16 protein-coding genes are annotated in these 17,031 nt (G+C 46.2%); 8 read left to right on the top strand and 8 right to left on the bottom strand.

Features of this window, described 5'->3' with window-relative positions; all coding sequences use genetic code 11:
• Nucleotides 1-291: 291 nt before the first annotated feature.
• Nucleotides 292-1,164 (top strand): DUF350 domain-containing protein, encoded by an 873-nt coding sequence (locus PSE6802_RS0107100; RefSeq protein WP_019499360.1) that lies wholly within the window; start codon nucleotides 292-294, stop codon nucleotides 1,162-1,164.
• 1 nt (nucleotide 1,165) lies between these two features.
• Here the strand turns inward: PSE6802_RS0107100 and PSE6802_RS0107095 are convergent, their stop codons facing one another.
• The gene (locus tag PSE6802_RS0107095; protein WP_019499359.1) at nucleotides 1,166-1,549 is read right to left on the bottom strand and encodes a VanZ family protein; all 384 of its coding nucleotides are present in this window, start codon (nucleotides 1,547-1,549) and stop codon (nucleotides 1,166-1,168) included.
• Between PSE6802_RS0107095 and PSE6802_RS34230 the strand changes: the two genes are divergently transcribed.
• Entirely contained in the window at nucleotides 1,543-1,869 is a 327-nt protein-coding gene (locus tag PSE6802_RS34230) for an adenosylcobinamide-GDP ribazoletransferase (RefSeq protein ID WP_019499358.1), read from the top strand. The genes PSE6802_RS0107095 and PSE6802_RS34230 overlap by 7 nt on opposite strands.
• A gap of 258 nt (nucleotides 1,870-2,127) precedes the next feature.
• Here the strand turns inward: PSE6802_RS34230 and PSE6802_RS33225 are convergent, their stop codons facing one another.
• From PSE6802_RS33225 to PSE6802_RS0107065, 5 genes are all read right to left on the bottom strand, one after another.
• On the bottom strand, nucleotides 2,128-2,370 hold the full coding sequence (locus tag PSE6802_RS33225; protein ID WP_156815451.1) for a hypothetical protein: 243 nt from the start codon (nucleotides 2,368-2,370) through the stop codon (nucleotides 2,128-2,130).
• A gap of 354 nt (nucleotides 2,371-2,724) precedes the next feature.
• The gene (locus PSE6802_RS28100; protein WP_019499356.1) at nucleotides 2,725-3,705 is read right to left on the bottom strand and encodes an IS630 family transposase; all 981 of its coding nucleotides are present in this window, start codon (nucleotides 3,703-3,705) and stop codon (nucleotides 2,725-2,727) included.
• A 66-nt stretch (nucleotides 3,706-3,771) separates the two neighbouring features.
• Nucleotides 3,772-6,198: an AAA family ATPase gene (locus PSE6802_RS0107075; RefSeq protein ID WP_019499355.1), complete on the bottom strand. Its 2,427-nt coding sequence runs from the start codon at nucleotides 6,196-6,198 to the stop codon at nucleotides 3,772-3,774.
• A gap of 33 nt (nucleotides 6,199-6,231) precedes the next feature.
• Entirely contained in the window at nucleotides 6,232-6,948 is a 717-nt protein-coding gene (locus PSE6802_RS0107070; protein ID WP_019499354.1) for a Uma2 family endonuclease, read from the bottom strand.
• A gap of 156 nt (nucleotides 6,949-7,104) precedes the next feature.
• Complete coding sequence (locus PSE6802_RS0107065) at nucleotides 7,105-7,587, bottom strand: hypothetical protein (RefSeq protein WP_019499353.1); 483 nt, start codon at nucleotides 7,585-7,587, stop codon at nucleotides 7,105-7,107.
• Between the two features lie 55 nt (nucleotides 7,588-7,642).
• Here PSE6802_RS0107065 and PSE6802_RS0107060 point away from each other — a divergent pair, with 55 nt between their 5' ends.
• The 5 genes from PSE6802_RS0107060 to PSE6802_RS0107040 all read left to right on the top strand — a co-directional run bounded on the left by PSE6802_RS0107060 (nucleotide 7,643) and on the right by PSE6802_RS0107040 (nucleotide 14,926).
• On the top strand, nucleotides 7,643-8,542 hold the full coding sequence (locus tag PSE6802_RS0107060) for a hypothetical protein (protein WP_019499352.1): 900 nt from the start codon (nucleotides 7,643-7,645) through the stop codon (nucleotides 8,540-8,542).
• 171 nt (nucleotides 8,543-8,713) lie between these two features.
• On the top strand, nucleotides 8,714-9,691 hold the full coding sequence (gene msrP / locus PSE6802_RS0107055; RefSeq protein WP_019499351.1) for a protein-methionine-sulfoxide reductase catalytic subunit MsrP: 978 nt from the start codon (nucleotides 8,714-8,716) through the stop codon (nucleotides 9,689-9,691).
• Between the two features lie 811 nt (nucleotides 9,692-10,502).
• The gene (locus PSE6802_RS0107050; RefSeq protein WP_019499350.1) at nucleotides 10,503-11,420 is read left to right on the top strand and encodes a hypothetical protein; all 918 of its coding nucleotides are present in this window, start codon (nucleotides 10,503-10,505) and stop codon (nucleotides 11,418-11,420) included.
• 41 nt (nucleotides 11,421-11,461) lie between these two features.
• Complete coding sequence (locus PSE6802_RS0107045) at nucleotides 11,462-12,376, top strand: SRPBCC family protein (protein WP_019499349.1); 915 nt, start codon at nucleotides 11,462-11,464, stop codon at nucleotides 12,374-12,376.
• Between the two features lie 21 nt (nucleotides 12,377-12,397).
• Nucleotides 12,398-14,926, top strand: coding sequence for a lipoxygenase family protein (locus PSE6802_RS0107040; protein ID WP_019499348.1), 2,529 nt, complete (start codon nucleotides 12,398-12,400; stop codon nucleotides 14,924-14,926).
• Between the two features lie 27 nt (nucleotides 14,927-14,953).
• Here the strand turns inward: PSE6802_RS0107040 and PSE6802_RS0107035 are convergent, their stop codons facing one another.
• Nucleotides 14,954-15,370, bottom strand: a complete 417-nt coding sequence (locus PSE6802_RS0107035) for a hypothetical protein (protein WP_019499347.1) — start codon at nucleotides 15,368-15,370, stop codon at nucleotides 14,954-14,956.
• 177 nt (nucleotides 15,371-15,547) lie between these two features.
• The gene (locus tag PSE6802_RS0107030) at nucleotides 15,548-16,621 is read right to left on the bottom strand and encodes a GGDEF domain-containing protein (protein ID WP_202950692.1); all 1,074 of its coding nucleotides are present in this window, start codon (nucleotides 16,619-16,621) and stop codon (nucleotides 15,548-15,550) included.
• Nucleotides 16,622-16,883: 262 nt separating this feature from the next.
• Here PSE6802_RS0107030 and PSE6802_RS34680 point away from each other — a divergent pair, with 262 nt between their 5' ends.
• Nucleotides 16,884-17,027, top strand: coding sequence for a hypothetical protein (locus PSE6802_RS34680; protein WP_156815450.1), 144 nt, complete (start codon nucleotides 16,884-16,886; stop codon nucleotides 17,025-17,027).
• The last annotated feature ends 4 nt before the right edge of the window (nucleotides 17,028-17,031 follow it).

Below are 17,031 nucleotides of genomic sequence, written 5' to 3'. Positions count from 1 at the left end.
CAGCAGCTAGCTTTTGCAAGGAAATCTTACAATTGCGTATAGCACTCCTACCTGAGGTGTAAAATTTCTGCGCTGACCGCTTGCGCTGACCGCTGACCGCCGATCGCTAATTTTCACAAATCATTTCGGATTGCTATAGGTTGCTATATGAAGAAACCCTGCGCAAATTTTTCAATAATCCCTTAGATTTACTTAGGGGCTTGTTAGGCAGTGCTATTGAATTTATGATTTCTTTTAGCTTACCCACTTCGCCCACACGATTAAACATTCGGGCTATTATTTCATCGCCCTATGGAACGAGTAATACAAGAACTAGGTCGTACCCCCTTGGTTTTACTAGAAATCGTGGTGGGGTTTATGCTTTTTTGGGTCGGGCAGTTTGCCTATCAAAAGCTATTTCGGCGCATGGAGCTAAACCGCGAACTGTTTGTACGGGATAATCCGGCGGTGGCGATCGCCCTGGTAGGCTATTATCTCGGCATCACGATTGCCCTGGGTGGCGTGCTGACTAAATCTACAGGAGTTTGGCAGGATATTTTGCCAACTTTACAAACTCTTGTCAGCTATGGCGCGATCGCGATCTTGCTCATGCTGGCTGGGGCATGGGTTTGCGATTTTCTCATCCTGAAACGCTGCGATTGTGCCAGAGAAATCCGCGAGGAGCAAAATGTTGGTGCGGCAATGTTAGAGGCTAGCTGCCATGTGGGTAATGGTCTGATTTTGAGTACTGCCCTGGGCGGTAGTAGCGGCACGTGGTTGGTGGGCTTAACCTGTTGGGGCTTAGGACTTGCAGCAATCGTATCGGTCAGTGCCGTGTATTCATGGATTGCCACCTATGACGTATTTGCAGAAATTCAAAAGCGGAATAATCCGGCAGCGGGAGTGGCGATCGCTGGCATCATCGTCGCGGTGGGTAATGTAGTACGCGCTGCCTACTACCCAGAATTTGAGAATTGGACGATTAGCTTTGCTTTGTACGGGTTAGCAATTCCATTAGGGTTAATTTTGCTGGCAGGCATTCGTTTATTAGCAGATATTATTCTGGTGCCTGGGGTAAAAATTTCTAACGAGATCGTGCATCAGGATATCCCTAATCTAGGGGCAGGGTTAATCGAGGCATTTGCCTATATTGCGGGGTCGTTCCTGATTGCCTGGAGTTTTTAATTCAGGTTCTTGGCCTACCCCGTTCTGCCAACCAATAACCGATCGCGATGCCAATAAAATCGGCGACTAAATCGATCGCATCCAAACTACGGTTGGGGGAAAAAGCTTGTGCCAGTTCTTCCGCGATCGCAAGTAGCGTAAACAGACTGGGAAACAGGGGCAGAGAACGATCGTAAATCTTGATATGTCGGCAATTCAGGGCCTTATGCCCTAAAAAAGTAGCCATGCCATATAAAATTAAATGAGCGGGCTTATCGTTTTGGGTCAAAATCGACGGTAGCTTGCCATTATAGGCAAAGAACAAGATCCCTAAAAAGATACAGGCAAAGCCAACTGCTGCAATTATCCAAAACCAGCGATCGCGAGTTAATCGAGACTTTGTCATTAATTCCTATTGATATCTATCTCAATATCTTCAACATAAATCTCTATTTTGGGGCAGGTTCGCGCCAAGGTTTCATTTGGGTCATTGCTTCTTCACTGGTGACAAACTCGCCTACCTCTACTACCAGGATATACGCTTATTTCGTTTCGACGATCGCAGTGAAAACCGCTATATTTCTCAAGACGGCATCCCTAGCCGCAATTAACGATCGCCGCATCTGGATTTTAATCGCCACCTGTACCTGGAGTCGCTGGGGACAACTGCGGGCGATCGCGGTCTATCCTTATCTCAAGGAATGGGGGCATAGCATTCCCGGATAAGGGATCGATTTTGCATAACATCAGGCAATACATCGCTGCAAATCCCTTAAAATGGGAAGGCGATCGCAGGATTTTGCAGCCAGGTTAGGATTAAGTCAGAGGATAGGTAAAAAGGCAAAACGATGAAAGCAACACCAACCATTGAACAAAGAGTTATTGAACTTATATGATGTGGTTAATTCAATATCTTTGTAAAATCAAATTAGGTAAAGCGATCCTCTGGTGTTATTTAATTTGGTATGTTGTCGTAGTTTTCTTCTATTTCGATCCTTCACCTAAAATATGGACTAATTCAGTTGGGATAAGTGCTGTAATCGGTACGGGTCTGGTGCTAAGTGTTTCTTCTGGTAAAATTGGAGAAAGAGACCCTTGGCAAACTTTCAGGTTATATCTCATGCCGTTTTGCGTTTCCAGCTTCTCTGCTTTGATTAAAGGGCAAGGATTTATTGTATTCGTATCGCCTAAAATCCAAGAAAATATAGTAGCTGGATCGTGCTGCATTCTATTTTTATTGGTGACTTTAACGATTAAATTATTCTACCCAAAAGTCATCTGAGCCATATCAGTTATAGCGGTTTTCAGATCGGAAGAGGCAGGGGGGGTGGGGCGTTGCCCCCAAGCAAGGGTTCCACCCTTGCACCTCGTCCTAAGCCTACTGGCTATAGCTATTGCCTTGGCAATAAAATAGAATGCAATCTATAGAGCAGCATAAATAATAGATGGATGCTTAAAGTAACTCCTAATGTGGGCAGGCAATCTCTGCAATTTCTGCAGTTGAGATAGCAATCTATGTTTTAATTGAGAGTGTTCAGATTTTTGTGTAAATTGAGTCCTGAAGTACGTATTTACGCTGTTTCAGAGGCTCGATACACAAAATTCCGATCGCACCCGTTTTAATTGACCCAGGTTTCGCGTCAGAGGTTTGGCGTGAACTCCCTGTTTCACATCACCATTGAAATACTCTACTGGATTCAACTGCGGCGCATAGGAAGGCAAATAAAACAACTCGATCTCCTGGGAGTGCTGTTCTAACCATTGCTGCACGGGGCGCTCTCGATGGACGGGATGGCGATCCACGATCCAAAACAGTTTGCTTGAACGCTTGTCAATCAACCGTTGCAGAAATTCAATAAATACTGGGGCTGTCAAGGTACAGGTGTAAAGCATAAATTGAATCGTGCCTTGATTACTGATGCTAGCAATGAAATTCAACCGTGTCCGCTCGCGTTTACTAGGACGAATTTCAGGGGGATGCCCCTTGGGTGCATAACCTCGCCCTCCATACTCATCAGAACTGAGTCCCGATTCATCTCCCCACTCGATTTCGGCACCTTCTGCTTGTGCCCGTTGCTCAATCGCGGGATATTCTTCCTGTAACCAGTGTTTCACGGCAGCGGGGTCTTGCTCATAGGCACGTTCGATCGGCTTCTGGGGGCTGTAGCCCCATCGTTTGAGGTATTCCCCCACTGTGCGGATTGGCATCTCCACACCTAATTCTTGCTCGATTAAGGCTTTTACGGCTCGTCTACTCCACAAGGCGCTCTCGATCTGGTATTCCTCCGGGCTGTGTCCCCGCAGCATTTCTTCAATCGTTGTTTCCTCTGAGGCACTTAAACTGCGCCCTTCCCCTACCTCTCGTCCTCGTCGTTGCTGAAACAGGGCTGCTTCTCCGTAATCTTGATACGCCCACCACCACTCCGTAATCGTGTTACGATGAATCCCCAGGTACTCACTAATATCACATACTCGTTTCCCTTGTTCTCGCAACCGGATCGCTTGCTGTCGAAGGTAATTTTGCGTCTCTATCGATAGGTGTCGGCCATCTGGTTTATCCATGTCAAACCTCCTTGTGCCTTTACTTCTATTATCCTATGCTTTCTTTTTCATTGCCGGAGCAATATATCAAGAAACTAGTCGCGAACATTGCTGCTGAGAATCGAATTCCAGGCGAATTGTATGGTTGAGGCTTTCTTTAGTTGATTCGATGTGGGTAATAATCAATACTTGCTCGAAATGTTGCTCCAGAGCATGTAATAACCCCAAGACATTATCTCGTCGCCCATCATCCAGCGAACCAAATACTTCATCTAAAACTAATAAAGAGAATGGCTGTCCGCTACGTTCGGTAATCATTTGCGAAATTGCTAGGCGCAAGCAGAGATTCACGATATCTTCTTCACCCCCGGAAATCACGGGCTTACGATCGCCGTCATCCAACACCACAACATTGTATTTAGAATCGATTTCAATGGCATTATATCGACCGTCGGTGAGTTGATTGAGGAATATACTGGCACTGTCAGCCAGTTGCGGGCGAATTTGCTCGGTGAGATATTGGCGCAGATCGGTAAAGGCTCGATCTAGTTCGTCAAGCAGGATGAGTTCCTGTTTGGCAGCTTGATATTCGCGATCTTTCTGATGAAACTCCACTTCCTGTTGTTGCGACACTTCCAAATCTCGGGTTGCCAGGACGACTTGTTGTTGGGCAAGGGCGAAATTTTGGCGGGCTGTATCTAACTCTTCTGTGACTGTAGCGATCGCTGCTTTAACCTGTTGATATTCTGACTCGATAAAGTTGAGAGCGGCAAGGTCGCAATCGATTTGAGCGATCGCTTCCGAAATCCTAATTTTCTCCTGTTCTCGATCCGCTAGTTGGATATCAATTTGACTGAGCCTTTGCGGTGCGTTAGCGGAACGCAACCAGTCTTCGTACTTGGGCTTGAGGCGTTGCAACTCCTGTACGAGTTGCCCGTAAGCAGTAGAGTCAAAGCTATCGGGAATATTCTGAATCTCTGAGTTTAGGTGGGATGACTCTGTTTGCTTGTCAATGAGATTTTGCTCCAGCACCTGCTGTTTGGCTAAATCTGCCATCAGTTGCTTTTCCTGCGCCTGCGCCTGAGATATATCTCGATCGAGCTGAATTTGTGCAGCTTGTAATTGTGATAGGCGATCGGGTGGCGATTGCAAAATATCTAACTGAGATTGCCATGCGCTGATATGCGACTGCGTGTGACTAATCTGAGTATGAAAGCGCTCTATAACCGTATCGTATTCTTCATGCAGGGGGCGTTCGCAAGTGGGGCAGATGCCTTCATGACCTGCCAGAGCGATCGCCCCTTTTTGGGATTCGACCTGCTTGAGATTTTGTCGTTCGGCTTTTATTCTTGCTCGCAGATCTGCTTGTTCCTCCTGCCAAGCTAGGGTCTGGGTTTGGATTTCGCTGGCTGTGATTTGGTGCTGAGTTTGGAAAGTTGCGATCGCTGCTTGCAGCTCTTGCAAGGATGTTGGAATATTTTCTAGTTGCTCTAATTGCGCGTGTAAATCAGAGATTTCTGCTGCCAACTTTGCTAACCGCGATTGTAATTCTCCCTTCCTGGCAGCCGACTGCTTTAATTCTGCGAGTTGCTTCTCTTGCGCCTGCATCTGCTCGTAACCTGCCACCTCTAAGCTAAGCTCGTTGTATCTCCGAGCATCAGCGGCGAGATGTTCTCTCTCTTGACTTAATTGTGCAATCTGTCGGTTAATTTGCTCCAGATTTGCCTGCTGCACTTGACGCTGGCGATCGAGACTCTGAAATCGATCGCGATCGCGCTCTAATTCCATTAGTTGCGGTTCCAAACCCTGCTTGCGATCTACGGCGGCGATCAGAACCCGATTGGATTGTTCGAGTTGAGTTTGTGCGTCTGCTAAACCCGCTTGTTGTGACTTAATCTTCGCAGCGATCGCCTCTAAATCGCCGCGACTGCCAGCTAGCATATCTACCTGACGTTCCTGTTGCCGCTTGCGATCGCGTAACGTACCGCTTTTACCGGCTGCCCCCTGTACCTCGCTGAGTCGCTCGTAGCCCAGCATTTTAGCAATGAAGCGTTCCCGTTCTGTGGCTCCTTTGATGGCACCGAGGAAATTGAGATCCTTCTGCCCTGTAAAGTAGCTATTAAAAAATTCCTGATGGGTCATGCCCAAAAGTTGAGTTAGCTTCTCATTGACGGATTTAATCGAATTCGCAATCGTTTTGCCGTCGTGGCGTAATTCTGCCGTACTTTTGCTGCTGGATTGCGATCGCTTAACTGTATAGGTCTGCCCGTTAAATGCAAAGGTCAACTCCGCGATCGCGCTACTTTTGCCAGGAGCCAATCGCCAGATCAACGTATCTGTCTCGCCTCTGGTTACGCCTGCCTGGTTGCCATACAGCACCCAGGCGATCGCTTCGAGAATCGTGCTCTTGCCCGACCCATTGGCACCCAGGATACCCGTCAAGCCGCTAGGGAAATGCACTTCCGTCGATTTATGCTGGCGGAAATTTTCCAGCCTGAGAGAGATTAATCGCATAAATAGTTTTGGAATGGATAAAAGTGCAAATTGCTATAAATCTCCAAACTGCGATCGGTACTTAGCCAGTAGAGCCTCCAAATCATCCGCGCGTTGGCGTTCTTGCTCGGCGCGTTGGCGTTCTTGCTCGGCAAGGATTTCTGCTTCCATACGTCGTTTTATTTCTGCTTGTAGAGTTTTTGCTAGTTCGCCAGGTAACAATAGCCTTGCGCCCGTATCCAGTTGGTAAAATGCGATGAGTTTATCTTCGACTTCCAGACGCAGTCCCAGTATGGCGCTTTGCCCATTGGTAATGGGGACGTAGGTATCGCCTTGCAAGCTATACCCCTGTAGTTGTGGCTCCAGCCAGTCCCCCCTGGGATCGAACAACCAGTATTCCTGTACTTCTATGCGCTCGTACAAGTCTTTCTTAAATTCGCTGTCCTGCGACTGCGTACCCTTGGAGGTCATCTCAAAAATCACTTTAGGTACTTGTCCTTCCTCCCAAATTTTGTAATTGTCCCGTCCGCCTGGTTCTACATCAAAGATAACCATGACATCAGGAGCGACACGCAGTTTGGGGAAGCCCTGGGCATAATAAAGAAATTGGTTAGCCAATACTGTTGCCTTTTGTGCTTGCAGGTGTTGTTTTAGTACTTCTAAGGTCGTCAGCAAAGCATAGAGATGGTCGTAGGTTTCCGCCACGGGTTCGCCGTCACTAGAGGGGTAGATAATTTCGCTTTGGGAAGAAGGAGGCGCGATCGCAATCATTATTCAAATGTCCTTATGAATCGGCACAATAACATTCTAATGGTTCAGAATTCGGATAAGTGTGCGCCCTGCATGTAGGGGAAGGTTTTGCCAGAGCGCTATTGATAAAATCAACAACTTGTAGCCAAACCTACCCCTAAGTCAATGGATTTTTTCTTAGCGAGTGGTGCTGAGGCTAAACCCAATTTGCCCCGATAGCTTGGTCGTCACCGTAAACTGCTGTGGCTCCAATTGCTGTGACTGACTTTCCAGTTCGCCGATCCGCTTTTGCAATCCAGTCATTTCTTGCTGTTGTTGCTCCTGTCGCTGTTGCAGATTGGTCAGATCGTCTTTAGGTGCAAGATTTGCCGCGCCATTGGTATAACGCTTGTAGGTGTCATCCAAACAATTATTCAAACCAACTGCTACCTCACTGCGAGTCATGGCGCGATCGCCCTTTATGGGTGCAGAGGGATACTCCTGAACGCAACTATTACGAGTAGGCATAATAACTACACCATTAGCTTGAGTCTGGGAACGATCCAACTCGCTTACAGTTGTAAATTTCTCTCGATCGGCAAAGGCTGGGGGGGAAGCCACTAGAATGCTAGCGATCGCAACCGGACTGATATACTGCCAACAACCTGAAAGATGGCGCATATTTACCTCACTTCCACATATTTAAATTGATGACTCAACTATACAATAGCTTTTTATGAAATCAACAATCGCAGTTTTAGGCATTGTTTCAGTTAGTTGTGCAGCACTTGCGATCGCTCCATCCACGACCGCGCAAAGATCGAACTCTGCTGCTCCAGAACTAGTTCTGATGATGGACTTCGATCGGGACGCACCTGGACTTGAGAAAATTTATAAAACACAGTTCGATCGCCCGGTTATCGAGCGACAGCAATGCCCAACAAGTCCGAAGTCCGAACGGGTGACAAAGAACGTGTTTGTGAATTTCCAATTGGAACGACAGGGAAAGCGATCGACCATATTTGAATACAAAATTGGTAATAATCTATCAACCTATTGGGTTCACAATATTAGTGAAGCACGTTACTTAGATCCTGATGGTAGTTTAGATTTTGTGTTTTATGCTGGCGATGATACTTCTAGCGAAACAGTGTTGCTGTTGATGAAGCCAGATCGAGTCAAAGCCGTTTATGCCGGAGTCAGAGATTTGGATCGCTGGAGTCGGATCTACGATCTAGGTGTGATGTATCAAGATGGGAAGCCCGTTTCAGTTTGGCATCCCGAACGAGAAGTTTTTGTGGGGAAAGGAATTGCCTGGACTGTAGGGGATTGCGTAGTTATGCGTAAAACTCCTGAGGCGAAGGGAGAAGTGATTCAGTCTTTGTATGCTCGTGAGGTAGTGGATCTAGTTGAGGAACCAGAGCAAATGCGCGATCGATTGCCATCCAATACATCTTCACCGCTGCGCGTTCGGCTCGATCTCAATACAACTTTCTCAAGTTCTAACGTGCTTGTTACGCGCTTGCAGGCTCGTGGGGTATCTTGGCAAAAAGTCTCTTGGAATGGCAAAGTTGGCTGGGTCGATCGCAGTGACATTTCCTACACATCGCCAACGCAGACTTTTCCATTAAAATAATACGGCGATATAGCGGTTTTCAGATCGGAAAGAGTAGGGGGGTTGGGGGCGTTGCCCCCAAGAAGGGGTTCTACCCCTTCACCCCATCAATAAAACCTGTTCTCAATTGAAAAACGCGATAATTGGCTGCTTTGCAGGCATACTAGAATTAGCGATCGCCGGTTTTTACCTATGGTTTTGTTCAAAATTCTGCCCGACTGGTTTATCCCAGAAAATGAAGCTACGCCAGAGTCGGTGTTTATGAATCGTCGTAGATTCGTGCAAAAGCTGGGTCTAGCAAGCATTGGTGCTGTGACCCTCATCTCTGGCTGTACCTCAGGCACTGAGAGAAAAGAGGCAGTACAGCAAAACTTGAAGCAAGCAAATCTCCAGCCAATTAGCGCCACCCGTAACCCTCGCTTTAGCCTCGATCGCCCCCTGACGGAGGAGTATGTTGCTGCTACATACAACAACTTTTACGAATTCAGCGGCGGCAAGGAGGTTTGGCGGTACGTTGACGGATGGCAAACTTCGCCCTGGACGGTTGAAATATCCGGTTTGGTGGCAAAACCACAGAAAATTGCGATCGAGGATCTGATTCGCAAAATGCCTATCGAAGAGCGCCTCTACCGACATCGTTGTGTAGAAACTTGGGCAATGGCGGTTCCCTGGATTGGGTTTCCGATGAAAGCATTAATCGATCTAGTCGAACCAAAGCCGCAGGCAAAGTTTGTGAAAATGACGACATTCTTTCGCCCCAAGGAGGTACCGCGCCAGGATTTGCAAAGCTATCCCTGGCCGTACACGGAGGGCTTGACGATGGCGGAAGCCATGAACGAGCTTACCTTACTGGTTGTGGGTATCTACGGGCACGAACTACCCAAGCAGCATGGCGCGCCAATCCGCCTGGTCGTGCCGTGGAAGTATGGATTTAAGAGTATCAAGTCAATCGATCGCATTGAGTTCACGGATACGCAACCAGCTACTTTCTGGAACACGCTGGTCAGTAACGAGTATGACTTTCAGGCTAATGTCAATCCCAACGTGCCGCATCCCCGTTGGTCTCAATCCACAGAGCACATGCTAGGTACGGGTGAAAGACGGCGTACGCTAATCTACAACGGCTACGAACAATACGTGGCATCATTGTATAAAAACGCATCGGGATAGAGTTAGATCGAAGCACTCGATCGTAGTAAACCACCATCAAGTATAGATATGGGAAACACACCAGTGTCTACGTGGCAAGATTCAATGCGACAGTGGGGATATAACCAGGTCAACATTAGGTCACACAAGGATCGCACAAGGATCACACATTTTCACACTTTTTACCATTGACACAATTTGGTAACACGAGCTACGTTTAAGTTGTGCTTCAAAATCGTAGTTGAAGAATCAAATTGTAAATTTATAAAAGTTATAAAGGTAAAAGAGATATCTAAAGACATAGTTAAGATTTTGTCAGAATAATATTTATCTGGGAGATTTATGCTTAGTATGATAGGGGGCTGTGTAAGAAATTAGAATAGGTGTGTAAGATCTTTGTAAGAAATATTTGTAAAAAATTACAATGCAAAATACTTAATGTTATTTTGTAAATCTATACAGTGACAACATCTAGTCCCTACACGCTCTAGATATCTTTCAAGCAGGTTGATGATGCCTAAGCAGGCTTTTTTACTATAGCGGTTTTTAGATGAAAAATAGAAGGGGGGGTGGGGGCGTTGCCCCCAAGAAAGGGTGGAACCACTTCACCCCATAAACTAAATCCCTTTCTCAATTGAAAAGCGCTATAAAGCCAGAGATTTGATTGCGATATTTCACTCTTGTCTCTGAAATCGCATTCCTAACGCTCAGGAGAGAAAGACATCAGTCTTAAATGAGAGTTGAAATTGCATCTTTCAGACTGTTTTGCTGAGTTTGAATTTTCAGGTAGACAATCAATAGATTCCTTCTGAAATAAACACGAGACGCTAATATGGCAACCGACTATATTATATTCATCCACGGCTTGAATACCCGTGATGAGGGAGTTCAACCCAACTACGCCGATGAAATGACTCAAATGCTCAAACAGCATTTAGAACCCAATCGCACAGTTAGATTCGTTCCTCTCTACTGGGGTGACATAGGAGAAAAAGCTGACGATCGCCTGTTGAAGCAAATACAAAAGTCTCCGGTCTGGGACAGGGTATGGTTTAGAAAATTTCGCGAGGGGCCGATGCTGCGCTTTGTCGGTGACGCTGCTCTCTATATCAGCCGTCACATGGGGTCTGCCGTAATAAAGGCCATTAGCGAGCAGGCAATACAAGCCCTCACAAAATGCAACGCAAAAGAAGACCGATTGCACCTGGTCACCCACAGTTGGGGTACGATTATTCTATTCGATGCGTTATTTTCCGATCGTTGGGATGAAGAGGATGCACCCGGTCATGCCTTCATTGAAACAGTCAGGAATGCAATTTTTGGCATGGGATCTAATCGGCATGAAGGTATACGCTTAGCCAGCGTTTATACAATGGGTTCGCCAATTGTTTTGTTCTATCTGATGAATGTAGATGGATCGACCCATGACATCACTCCTCACTTAGAGGAACTATTATCCAGGCTCAAAGAAGAACGCGGCGGCAAGAAATTACGCTGGTGTAATTTTGTGAATCCAGGCGATCCGATCGCCTTCCCCATCGCGCCCTTACTACCCGATCTGGTCGATAGCAGCGGTGAGTTTATTGAAGTGGAAGATATCATCACTCGTAATACCAGCCTCTTGTTTAGATTAATTAGTCAGAATCCACTAGCTTTAGTGCAAGGCGGCACGGCACACGACAGCTACTGGCACAGTCAAGCAGTAGCGAAGAAAATAGCTGAGGTTATCATTAGCTCGACTTCAGCATAGGGAACAACATTGTTAAAGTTATAATATAAGGAGAAATTATCATGCCTTTATTCTTCAGCCCTGTTGAAGTTGAGTACCTAGCTTCTGGGAAGCGCCTCTCTCGCACGAGTATTAACCCAACCTCACTATCAGCAAAGCAATTTTGGTCTGCTTTTGAAGACTATCTCACCTTACAGCAAGCTCTCAGCGGACATCCAGACACAACCCTGGAAACTGACAATGGCAAGCCAACTAATGGTGTAGGAGCTACTATTCGATTTGAGTATAAAGGTTCTGTAACAAGGGAAACCCTCATCGTTTACGATACCGAAAAATATATTTGGAAAATCAATATACCGGAACCCAATTCAGTCTTTTCGTTCTATGAGGCTACTGCCAGGGTTTATGAGGCAGAAAAGGGTGCAGAAGTAACGCTGACTATTGACTTTGCCCTACAGGGTAAGACTCCGGAAGAGCGAACTCAGATCCTCCAGGTTATGGCTAACTCGGCACAACCGCAGCGGATTGATGAAATTAATAATTTCGTGCTTCAGAGGGATGGTTTGAGATGTGCTTTTGAGCTTGAGGTTAACTGCCCAGCCGCTAAGCTATGGAGTGTGATTGGCAATTGGGAAGATGTTTCATGGGTTCAGTACGCCACAGATGTCAAAATGATTCCTGTGGGTGGGAGGCAGGTTATCTTCCCAAATAATAATGTTGTGGAAGAGCAACTCGTATACGCTGACGATGCCGAGCGTACGTTAGTCTACCAGGTGACTCAGAGTGGGATGCCCGTGAGCCTTTACAGGGGTACGGTTAAGCTGACTGAGATAAATGCAACTACTACACGGGTAAACTATGACAATGTCTTCATCCCAGTTGAAGGCAAGGATCCCCAGCAAGTCAAAACAGAAATCGAGCAGATTTTCAATGCACGGCTTGCATGGTTTAAATCGAAATTTGACAACCAAAATTAGCACAAATTACGGAGAAATATCATGAGCAGTGGCGCAAATGTCACGGGTATCGTCCGAGCACCAATTGATAAGGTATGGGAGCTATTCAAACCATTTGGTGCAGAAAACATGAAGTGGTGGCACATTTATGAATGGATGCAACTCGAACCGCCTGGCAAAGACGAAGTAGGAGCTGTGCGCTCTTTTAAAACTCTCACGGGACGAGAATACAAAGAGCGTCTCGAAGTTCGCGACGACCAGAAACACGTATTGCAGTATTCCCTGGTGGAAGCAAAACCTTCTATACCCACACTGAAGAGCATCCTGACCACGGTAGAAATGTCTGCCAAAAGTGACACGGAAACTGTCGTCCATTGGTCGGCTGTAGTTGATGTCAGTCAAGCTTTTGCTGGCACGATCGCCAGCGCTCAGGAACAAGCCTACACCGAAGCGATCGCTTTTCTAGATAGCTATTTCCATCCAAATATAGGAAAACTAGAAGTCGATCTGATTAACGGGATCGATCTGATCAAAACTAGTTTGTTCTTTACCGATCCTTACGTCGTAATTGTTTTTGATGAAGGGAAACCACAAAAATCAAAGGTCTGCCTTAACACCTTCGATCCACTATGGCAAGAGAAGTTCTCTTTTGATGTCAAAACTACTGAAGGTAAGCTCCAGTTGAGCGTTTGGGATGCAAAACTCGGTAGGGATGATTTTATGGGTCATGCCGAAGTTGATATCCACGATCTGGTGTCCGGGCAGTCAGCGAGAAAAACTCTCAAGCTCCAGGGTGTAGATCGAGGAGAGGTCACCATCTCTTTACTGCTAACGCTTGACTCGGGAAAGAAACTTCCACCCACAAAAGAAATGGAGCAGGAAGAAGCGATCGCTTTCTTGCAGCAAGTACTGGAAGATATCAAAAACCAGGCTCTACTAATAATGCAGCAGCAGGCATTGGGAGAAGCACAAAAGTATGAATATCTGAAATATCCCCGTCGTACGGATGCACCCGATCTACCCCTAGAAGAATTCCCTCCCCTGGTTAAGGGTTTACCGCCTACACAGGAACTTCCTCCCGAAAAGTTGGGATTATTTGCCAAGCGGATTGCCGAGTATGTTTATTCCGAGATCGGATTTTTTCAAAGGTTGCAGCAAACCGTTCAAGCAGGCGGAGATCCCTGGACAGCATATTATGATAAATGGATTACCTCTCCCATCCAAATCCCCAAAATTTGGCAAGATGATGTCGAATTCTGTCGCCAAATGATTCAAGGGGTAAACCCGATGTACATTACCCTTTGCAAAGACGCAGCGGCGATCCCGAAGGATATGCTCAGTCTGACCGCTCAAGGGAAAACAATTCCCGAGTTGATCGCGGAAAAGCGCTTGTTCATGCTGGATTACGCCGATATAGAGGACGTTCCCCAACTGCAAGGTAAGGTGTTTTACGCTCCCTTTGTGTTGGTATTCCGAGAACTACTAGAAGGTGGGAAGTCTCGCCTGAATATGGTCGGCATACAGCTAACCCGTTATAAAGACCGCCAAAATGAAGTTTACACCCCTAGCTCTCCGCATCCGCATAGATATCTGTTCGCTAAGATTCATACAGCCTGCGCTGACGATCAATTTCACCAGTTTGTCGTTCATTTAGGCTTGACGCATCTGGCGGTAGAACCCTTTGCCATCAGCCATCACAATGCCCTGCCCACGGAGCACCCTATAGCCAAGCTTCTGAAACCTCACTTACAAGAGACAATCGGGATTAACTATCTAGCTCGTCAAACTCTGATCTCCAAAGTCGTTCCATTTACCGATCGCACCTTTGCCACAGGTACCGCAGGAGGGTTACAGCTAGTGCTGAAGGCATGGAGACGATGGGACTTTTTCGGGATGAGTTTCCCCCAACAGCTTTTAGAACGAGGATTCGACGAACGCGGCTCGGATGGGGTAGAAGATTTCTTCTTCCGCGACGATGGGTTCAAGATTTGGAATGCCTTATCTGAGTATGTTGGTAATGTCGTAGAAACTGTATATGCAAACGACGCTGCTGTAGCAGCAGATAAGGATATCCAGGCTTGGGCTGCCGAAACCGCAGATCCCAAAAAGGCAGCAGTACCTGGCTTCCCTGCTACTATTACAACCCGCGCCTTGCTTGCGAACGCGCTCACCAACATTATCTTCCTTGCCAGCGCCCAACATTCGGCGATCAATTTCTCCCAGTATCAATACCTGGGATACGTCCCCGGTCGTCCCAATGTTATGTTTAAGGGCATGCCCGACACTGAGGGTGATATTACTATGGAATACATTTTGAGTTCCTTGCAAAGCTTTGCAACTGCTCACTTCCAAGTCTTTTTCTCCAATTTCCTCTCAACTCCTTCTCTGCATCCTTTATCTAACTTACCGTTAGAGGAGAATTTCTTTCCCGAGATTCATGCTGCGTTTATTGCAAAACTCAATGCGATCGCAGCAGAAATTGATGAAAGAAACAAGAAGTTAGAGCAGGAAGGAAAAATTCCGTATCCATATCTATCTCCCAAGCAAATTGCCATCAGCATTGATACATAGTAGAAGGAAGATGGCAGGTTTGCTATCCTAGTTTGAGTTGAGCAGTGGCGATATCTTCTTGTCAAGCTGCATTAACTTGAACCCAGCAACTGCCATATTAGAGGATGCACGTTCTAGAGCTATATAGATAAAATAGCCATCTGCGGACAGAACCTTCATAAGGTGCCACTGAGTAGAAAGAGCAATTAAGATTTGATCGATTTTATCTTGAAATTTTAATGCCTGGGACACCTGCATCTTTGCCTGAATGACTTTAGCATTGCCTTCCACAGCCAATCCGATTTTGGAGTTTGGGAATAAGGGACTGTCTATCCCTTTCTGCGCAAAGCATTGTCCAGTTCGCCAATTCCCCAGTGCTACGACTAGCGCCCCTTGCAATTCGATCAATTCCTGAAGCCCAGTTTGCATCTCGGTCTGAAGACCAGGATCGCTCATATTCAACATACGTTATTCTCCCTGCAAAATTATGTGGTAGGATTCCTAACTAAATATTGCCCACTTTTAACATAAATTTAGTATAGCTATAGCCAATAGGCTTAGGACGGGGTGCAGGGGTGGAACCCCTGCGTGGGGGCGCAGCCCCCACACCCCCTGTCCTAACAGATCTGTCTACGGCTATGTTTACGATCGAACTACTCGATCTCTGCCTAGCCCTTTAGCTTGATAGAGTGCCCGATCTGCCCGCGCGAATAGATCGATAATATTTTCCTGCGATCTTAGGGAGGCAATCCCAAATGAAGCGGTGATTTTCCCCACTTCGGGTATTTGCAACTCGGCGATGACCTGCCGCAAACGTTCTGCCAATTGTTCTAGCTCTAGCTCATCATCTCCCGACACCACGATCAGGAATTCCTCCCCACCCCACCGAATCAGAGTATCCTGCTTGCGCAAGTTAGCTTGACAAGATTGAGCAAATAGCTGAAGCACGCGATCGCCCAATAAATGACCGTATGTATCGTTAATTCGTTTAAAGCGATCGATATCGCATAGAATAATACCAATCTTCTGGGCTGGTTTATCTATAAGGGTTTGCAATATGCGCTCTCCAGCTCCTCGATTAAAAGCTTTAGTGAGCGCATCTTTCTCTGAAACTTCTGTAAGATGCAATCGCTCAATGTGCAGTTTATCAATAGCATCCTGTAGCCGCACGTAAAATAGAATTAAGGATAGATTAATTGCCATCGCAGGTGCGAGCGCGAGCATTAGATCCATGCCTCTAGGTGTTTGTAATTCTTGGGGGTGAAATATTAGGTAGCTCACAACAGGGGCTGCAGTAACTATCCAAAGCCAAAACGCTTGTCTAGCTAAACTGCGCGATCGCAAGAAAACAACCATGCCTGTCGTGAGGAGAAAAATTCCTGAAGTAATCGGTGGCAAAATATCAACTAACTTCTTCTCAGGATTTACTAAGGCTTCAATTACAAAAAAATATTCTGGGAATAAGATAATAAAACCAACCCACCCCAAAGCGATCTTTATAGTCAGATAGATAGCCTGAGGATATCTATTGAGATATAGCAAGAGACTCAGGCAAACGACAACTGTCATGGGGGGAAGTATTAATGAAATAATATGAGCTTTGCCCTCAAGTAGATGAAGCAGCGTAGCGATCGCTCCACCTAAAGCCATAACCCATAGTATGAGGTTCATGGCATTTCGTTTGAGGGTTTCCATCGGGTCAGGTGTTAAGGTCATACTATTAGGCAGAAGGCTGTATTCAGACTACCAAACTGAGGGAAAACTTATTTAATTTCAATAAATTTTCAGTTAGACTAAAAGAACGTAAAGATCGGCAACGAGCCACTTATTGGCAATCAAATCTAGGGCTTGCCCTAGATAGGGGCGTACATCCGGGACATAGTTCTTCTTTCGTACAGCTATATTCATAATTTGCGTGTATAGCATTTTTGTGTACCTACTTGCAGTACACAAAAATGCAAAAAACTATTATTTGAACATGTCCATAGAATGCCCTGAATGCGGCTGTGAAACCAATTGCTATGTAGCGGTGGCACAAGCCGTCCCGCAACATGGCCGTACAGTGGTGGAGCGCGTCGCCGTAAATTTTGGGAAGGGCAAGCTACCTGAGCAGTCCCGATGAGCCA

The organism is Pseudanabaena sp. PCC 6802, from assembly GCF_000332175.1.
Classification (GTDB): Bacteria; Cyanobacteriota; Cyanobacteriia; order Pseudanabaenales; family Pseudanabaenaceae; genus PCC-6802.
Note: the sequence above shows the minus strand (reverse complement) of the source record. Positions and strands in the feature narration are given on the sequence as shown.

Coding starts and splice junctions, on each gene's coding strand:
- PSE6802_RS0107030 (WP_202950692.1), bottom strand. CDS start 16,621: ATGACCTTAACACCTGACCCGATGGAAACCCTCAAACGAAATGCCATG.
- PSE6802_RS0107100 (WP_019499360.1), top strand. CDS start 292: ATGGAACGAGTAATACAAGAACTAGGTCGTACCCCCTTGGTTTTACTA.
- PSE6802_RS33225 (WP_156815451.1), bottom strand. CDS start 2,370: ATGCAGCACGATCCAGCTACTATATTTTCTTGGATTTTAGGCGATACG.
- PSE6802_RS28100 (WP_019499356.1), bottom strand. CDS start 3,705: ATGGATAAACCAGATGGCCGACACCTATCGATAGAGACGCAAAATTAC.
- PSE6802_RS0107070 (WP_019499354.1), bottom strand. CDS start 6,948: ATGATTGCGATCGCGCCTCCTTCTTCCCAAAGCGAAATTATCTACCCC.
- PSE6802_RS0107040 (WP_019499348.1), top strand. CDS start 12,398: ATGAGCAGTGGCGCAAATGTCACGGGTATCGTCCGAGCACCAATTGAT.
- PSE6802_RS0107050 (WP_019499350.1), top strand. CDS start 10,503: ATGGCAACCGACTATATTATATTCATCCACGGCTTGAATACCCGTGAT.
- PSE6802_RS0107060 (WP_019499352.1), top strand. CDS start 7,643: ATGAAATCAACAATCGCAGTTTTAGGCATTGTTTCAGTTAGTTGTGCA.
- PSE6802_RS0107035 (WP_019499347.1), bottom strand. CDS start 15,370: ATGTTGAATATGAGCGATCCTGGTCTTCAGACCGAGATGCAAACTGGG.
- PSE6802_RS34680 (WP_156815450.1), top strand. CDS start 16,884: ATGTCCATAGAATGCCCTGAATGCGGCTGTGAAACCAATTGCTATGTA.
- PSE6802_RS0107045 (WP_019499349.1), top strand. CDS start 11,462: ATGCCTTTATTCTTCAGCCCTGTTGAAGTTGAGTACCTAGCTTCTGGG.
- PSE6802_RS0107075 (WP_019499355.1), bottom strand. CDS start 6,198: ATGCGATTAATCTCTCTCAGGCTGGAAAATTTCCGCCAGCATAAATCG.
- PSE6802_RS0107065 (WP_019499353.1), bottom strand. CDS start 7,587: ATGCGCCATCTTTCAGGTTGTTGGCAGTATATCAGTCCGGTTGCGATC.
- msrP (WP_019499351.1), top strand. CDS start 8,714: ATGGTTTTGTTCAAAATTCTGCCCGACTGGTTTATCCCAGAAAATGAA.
- PSE6802_RS0107095 (WP_019499359.1), bottom strand. CDS start 1,549: ATGACAAAGTCTCGATTAACTCGCGATCGCTGGTTTTGGATAATTGCA.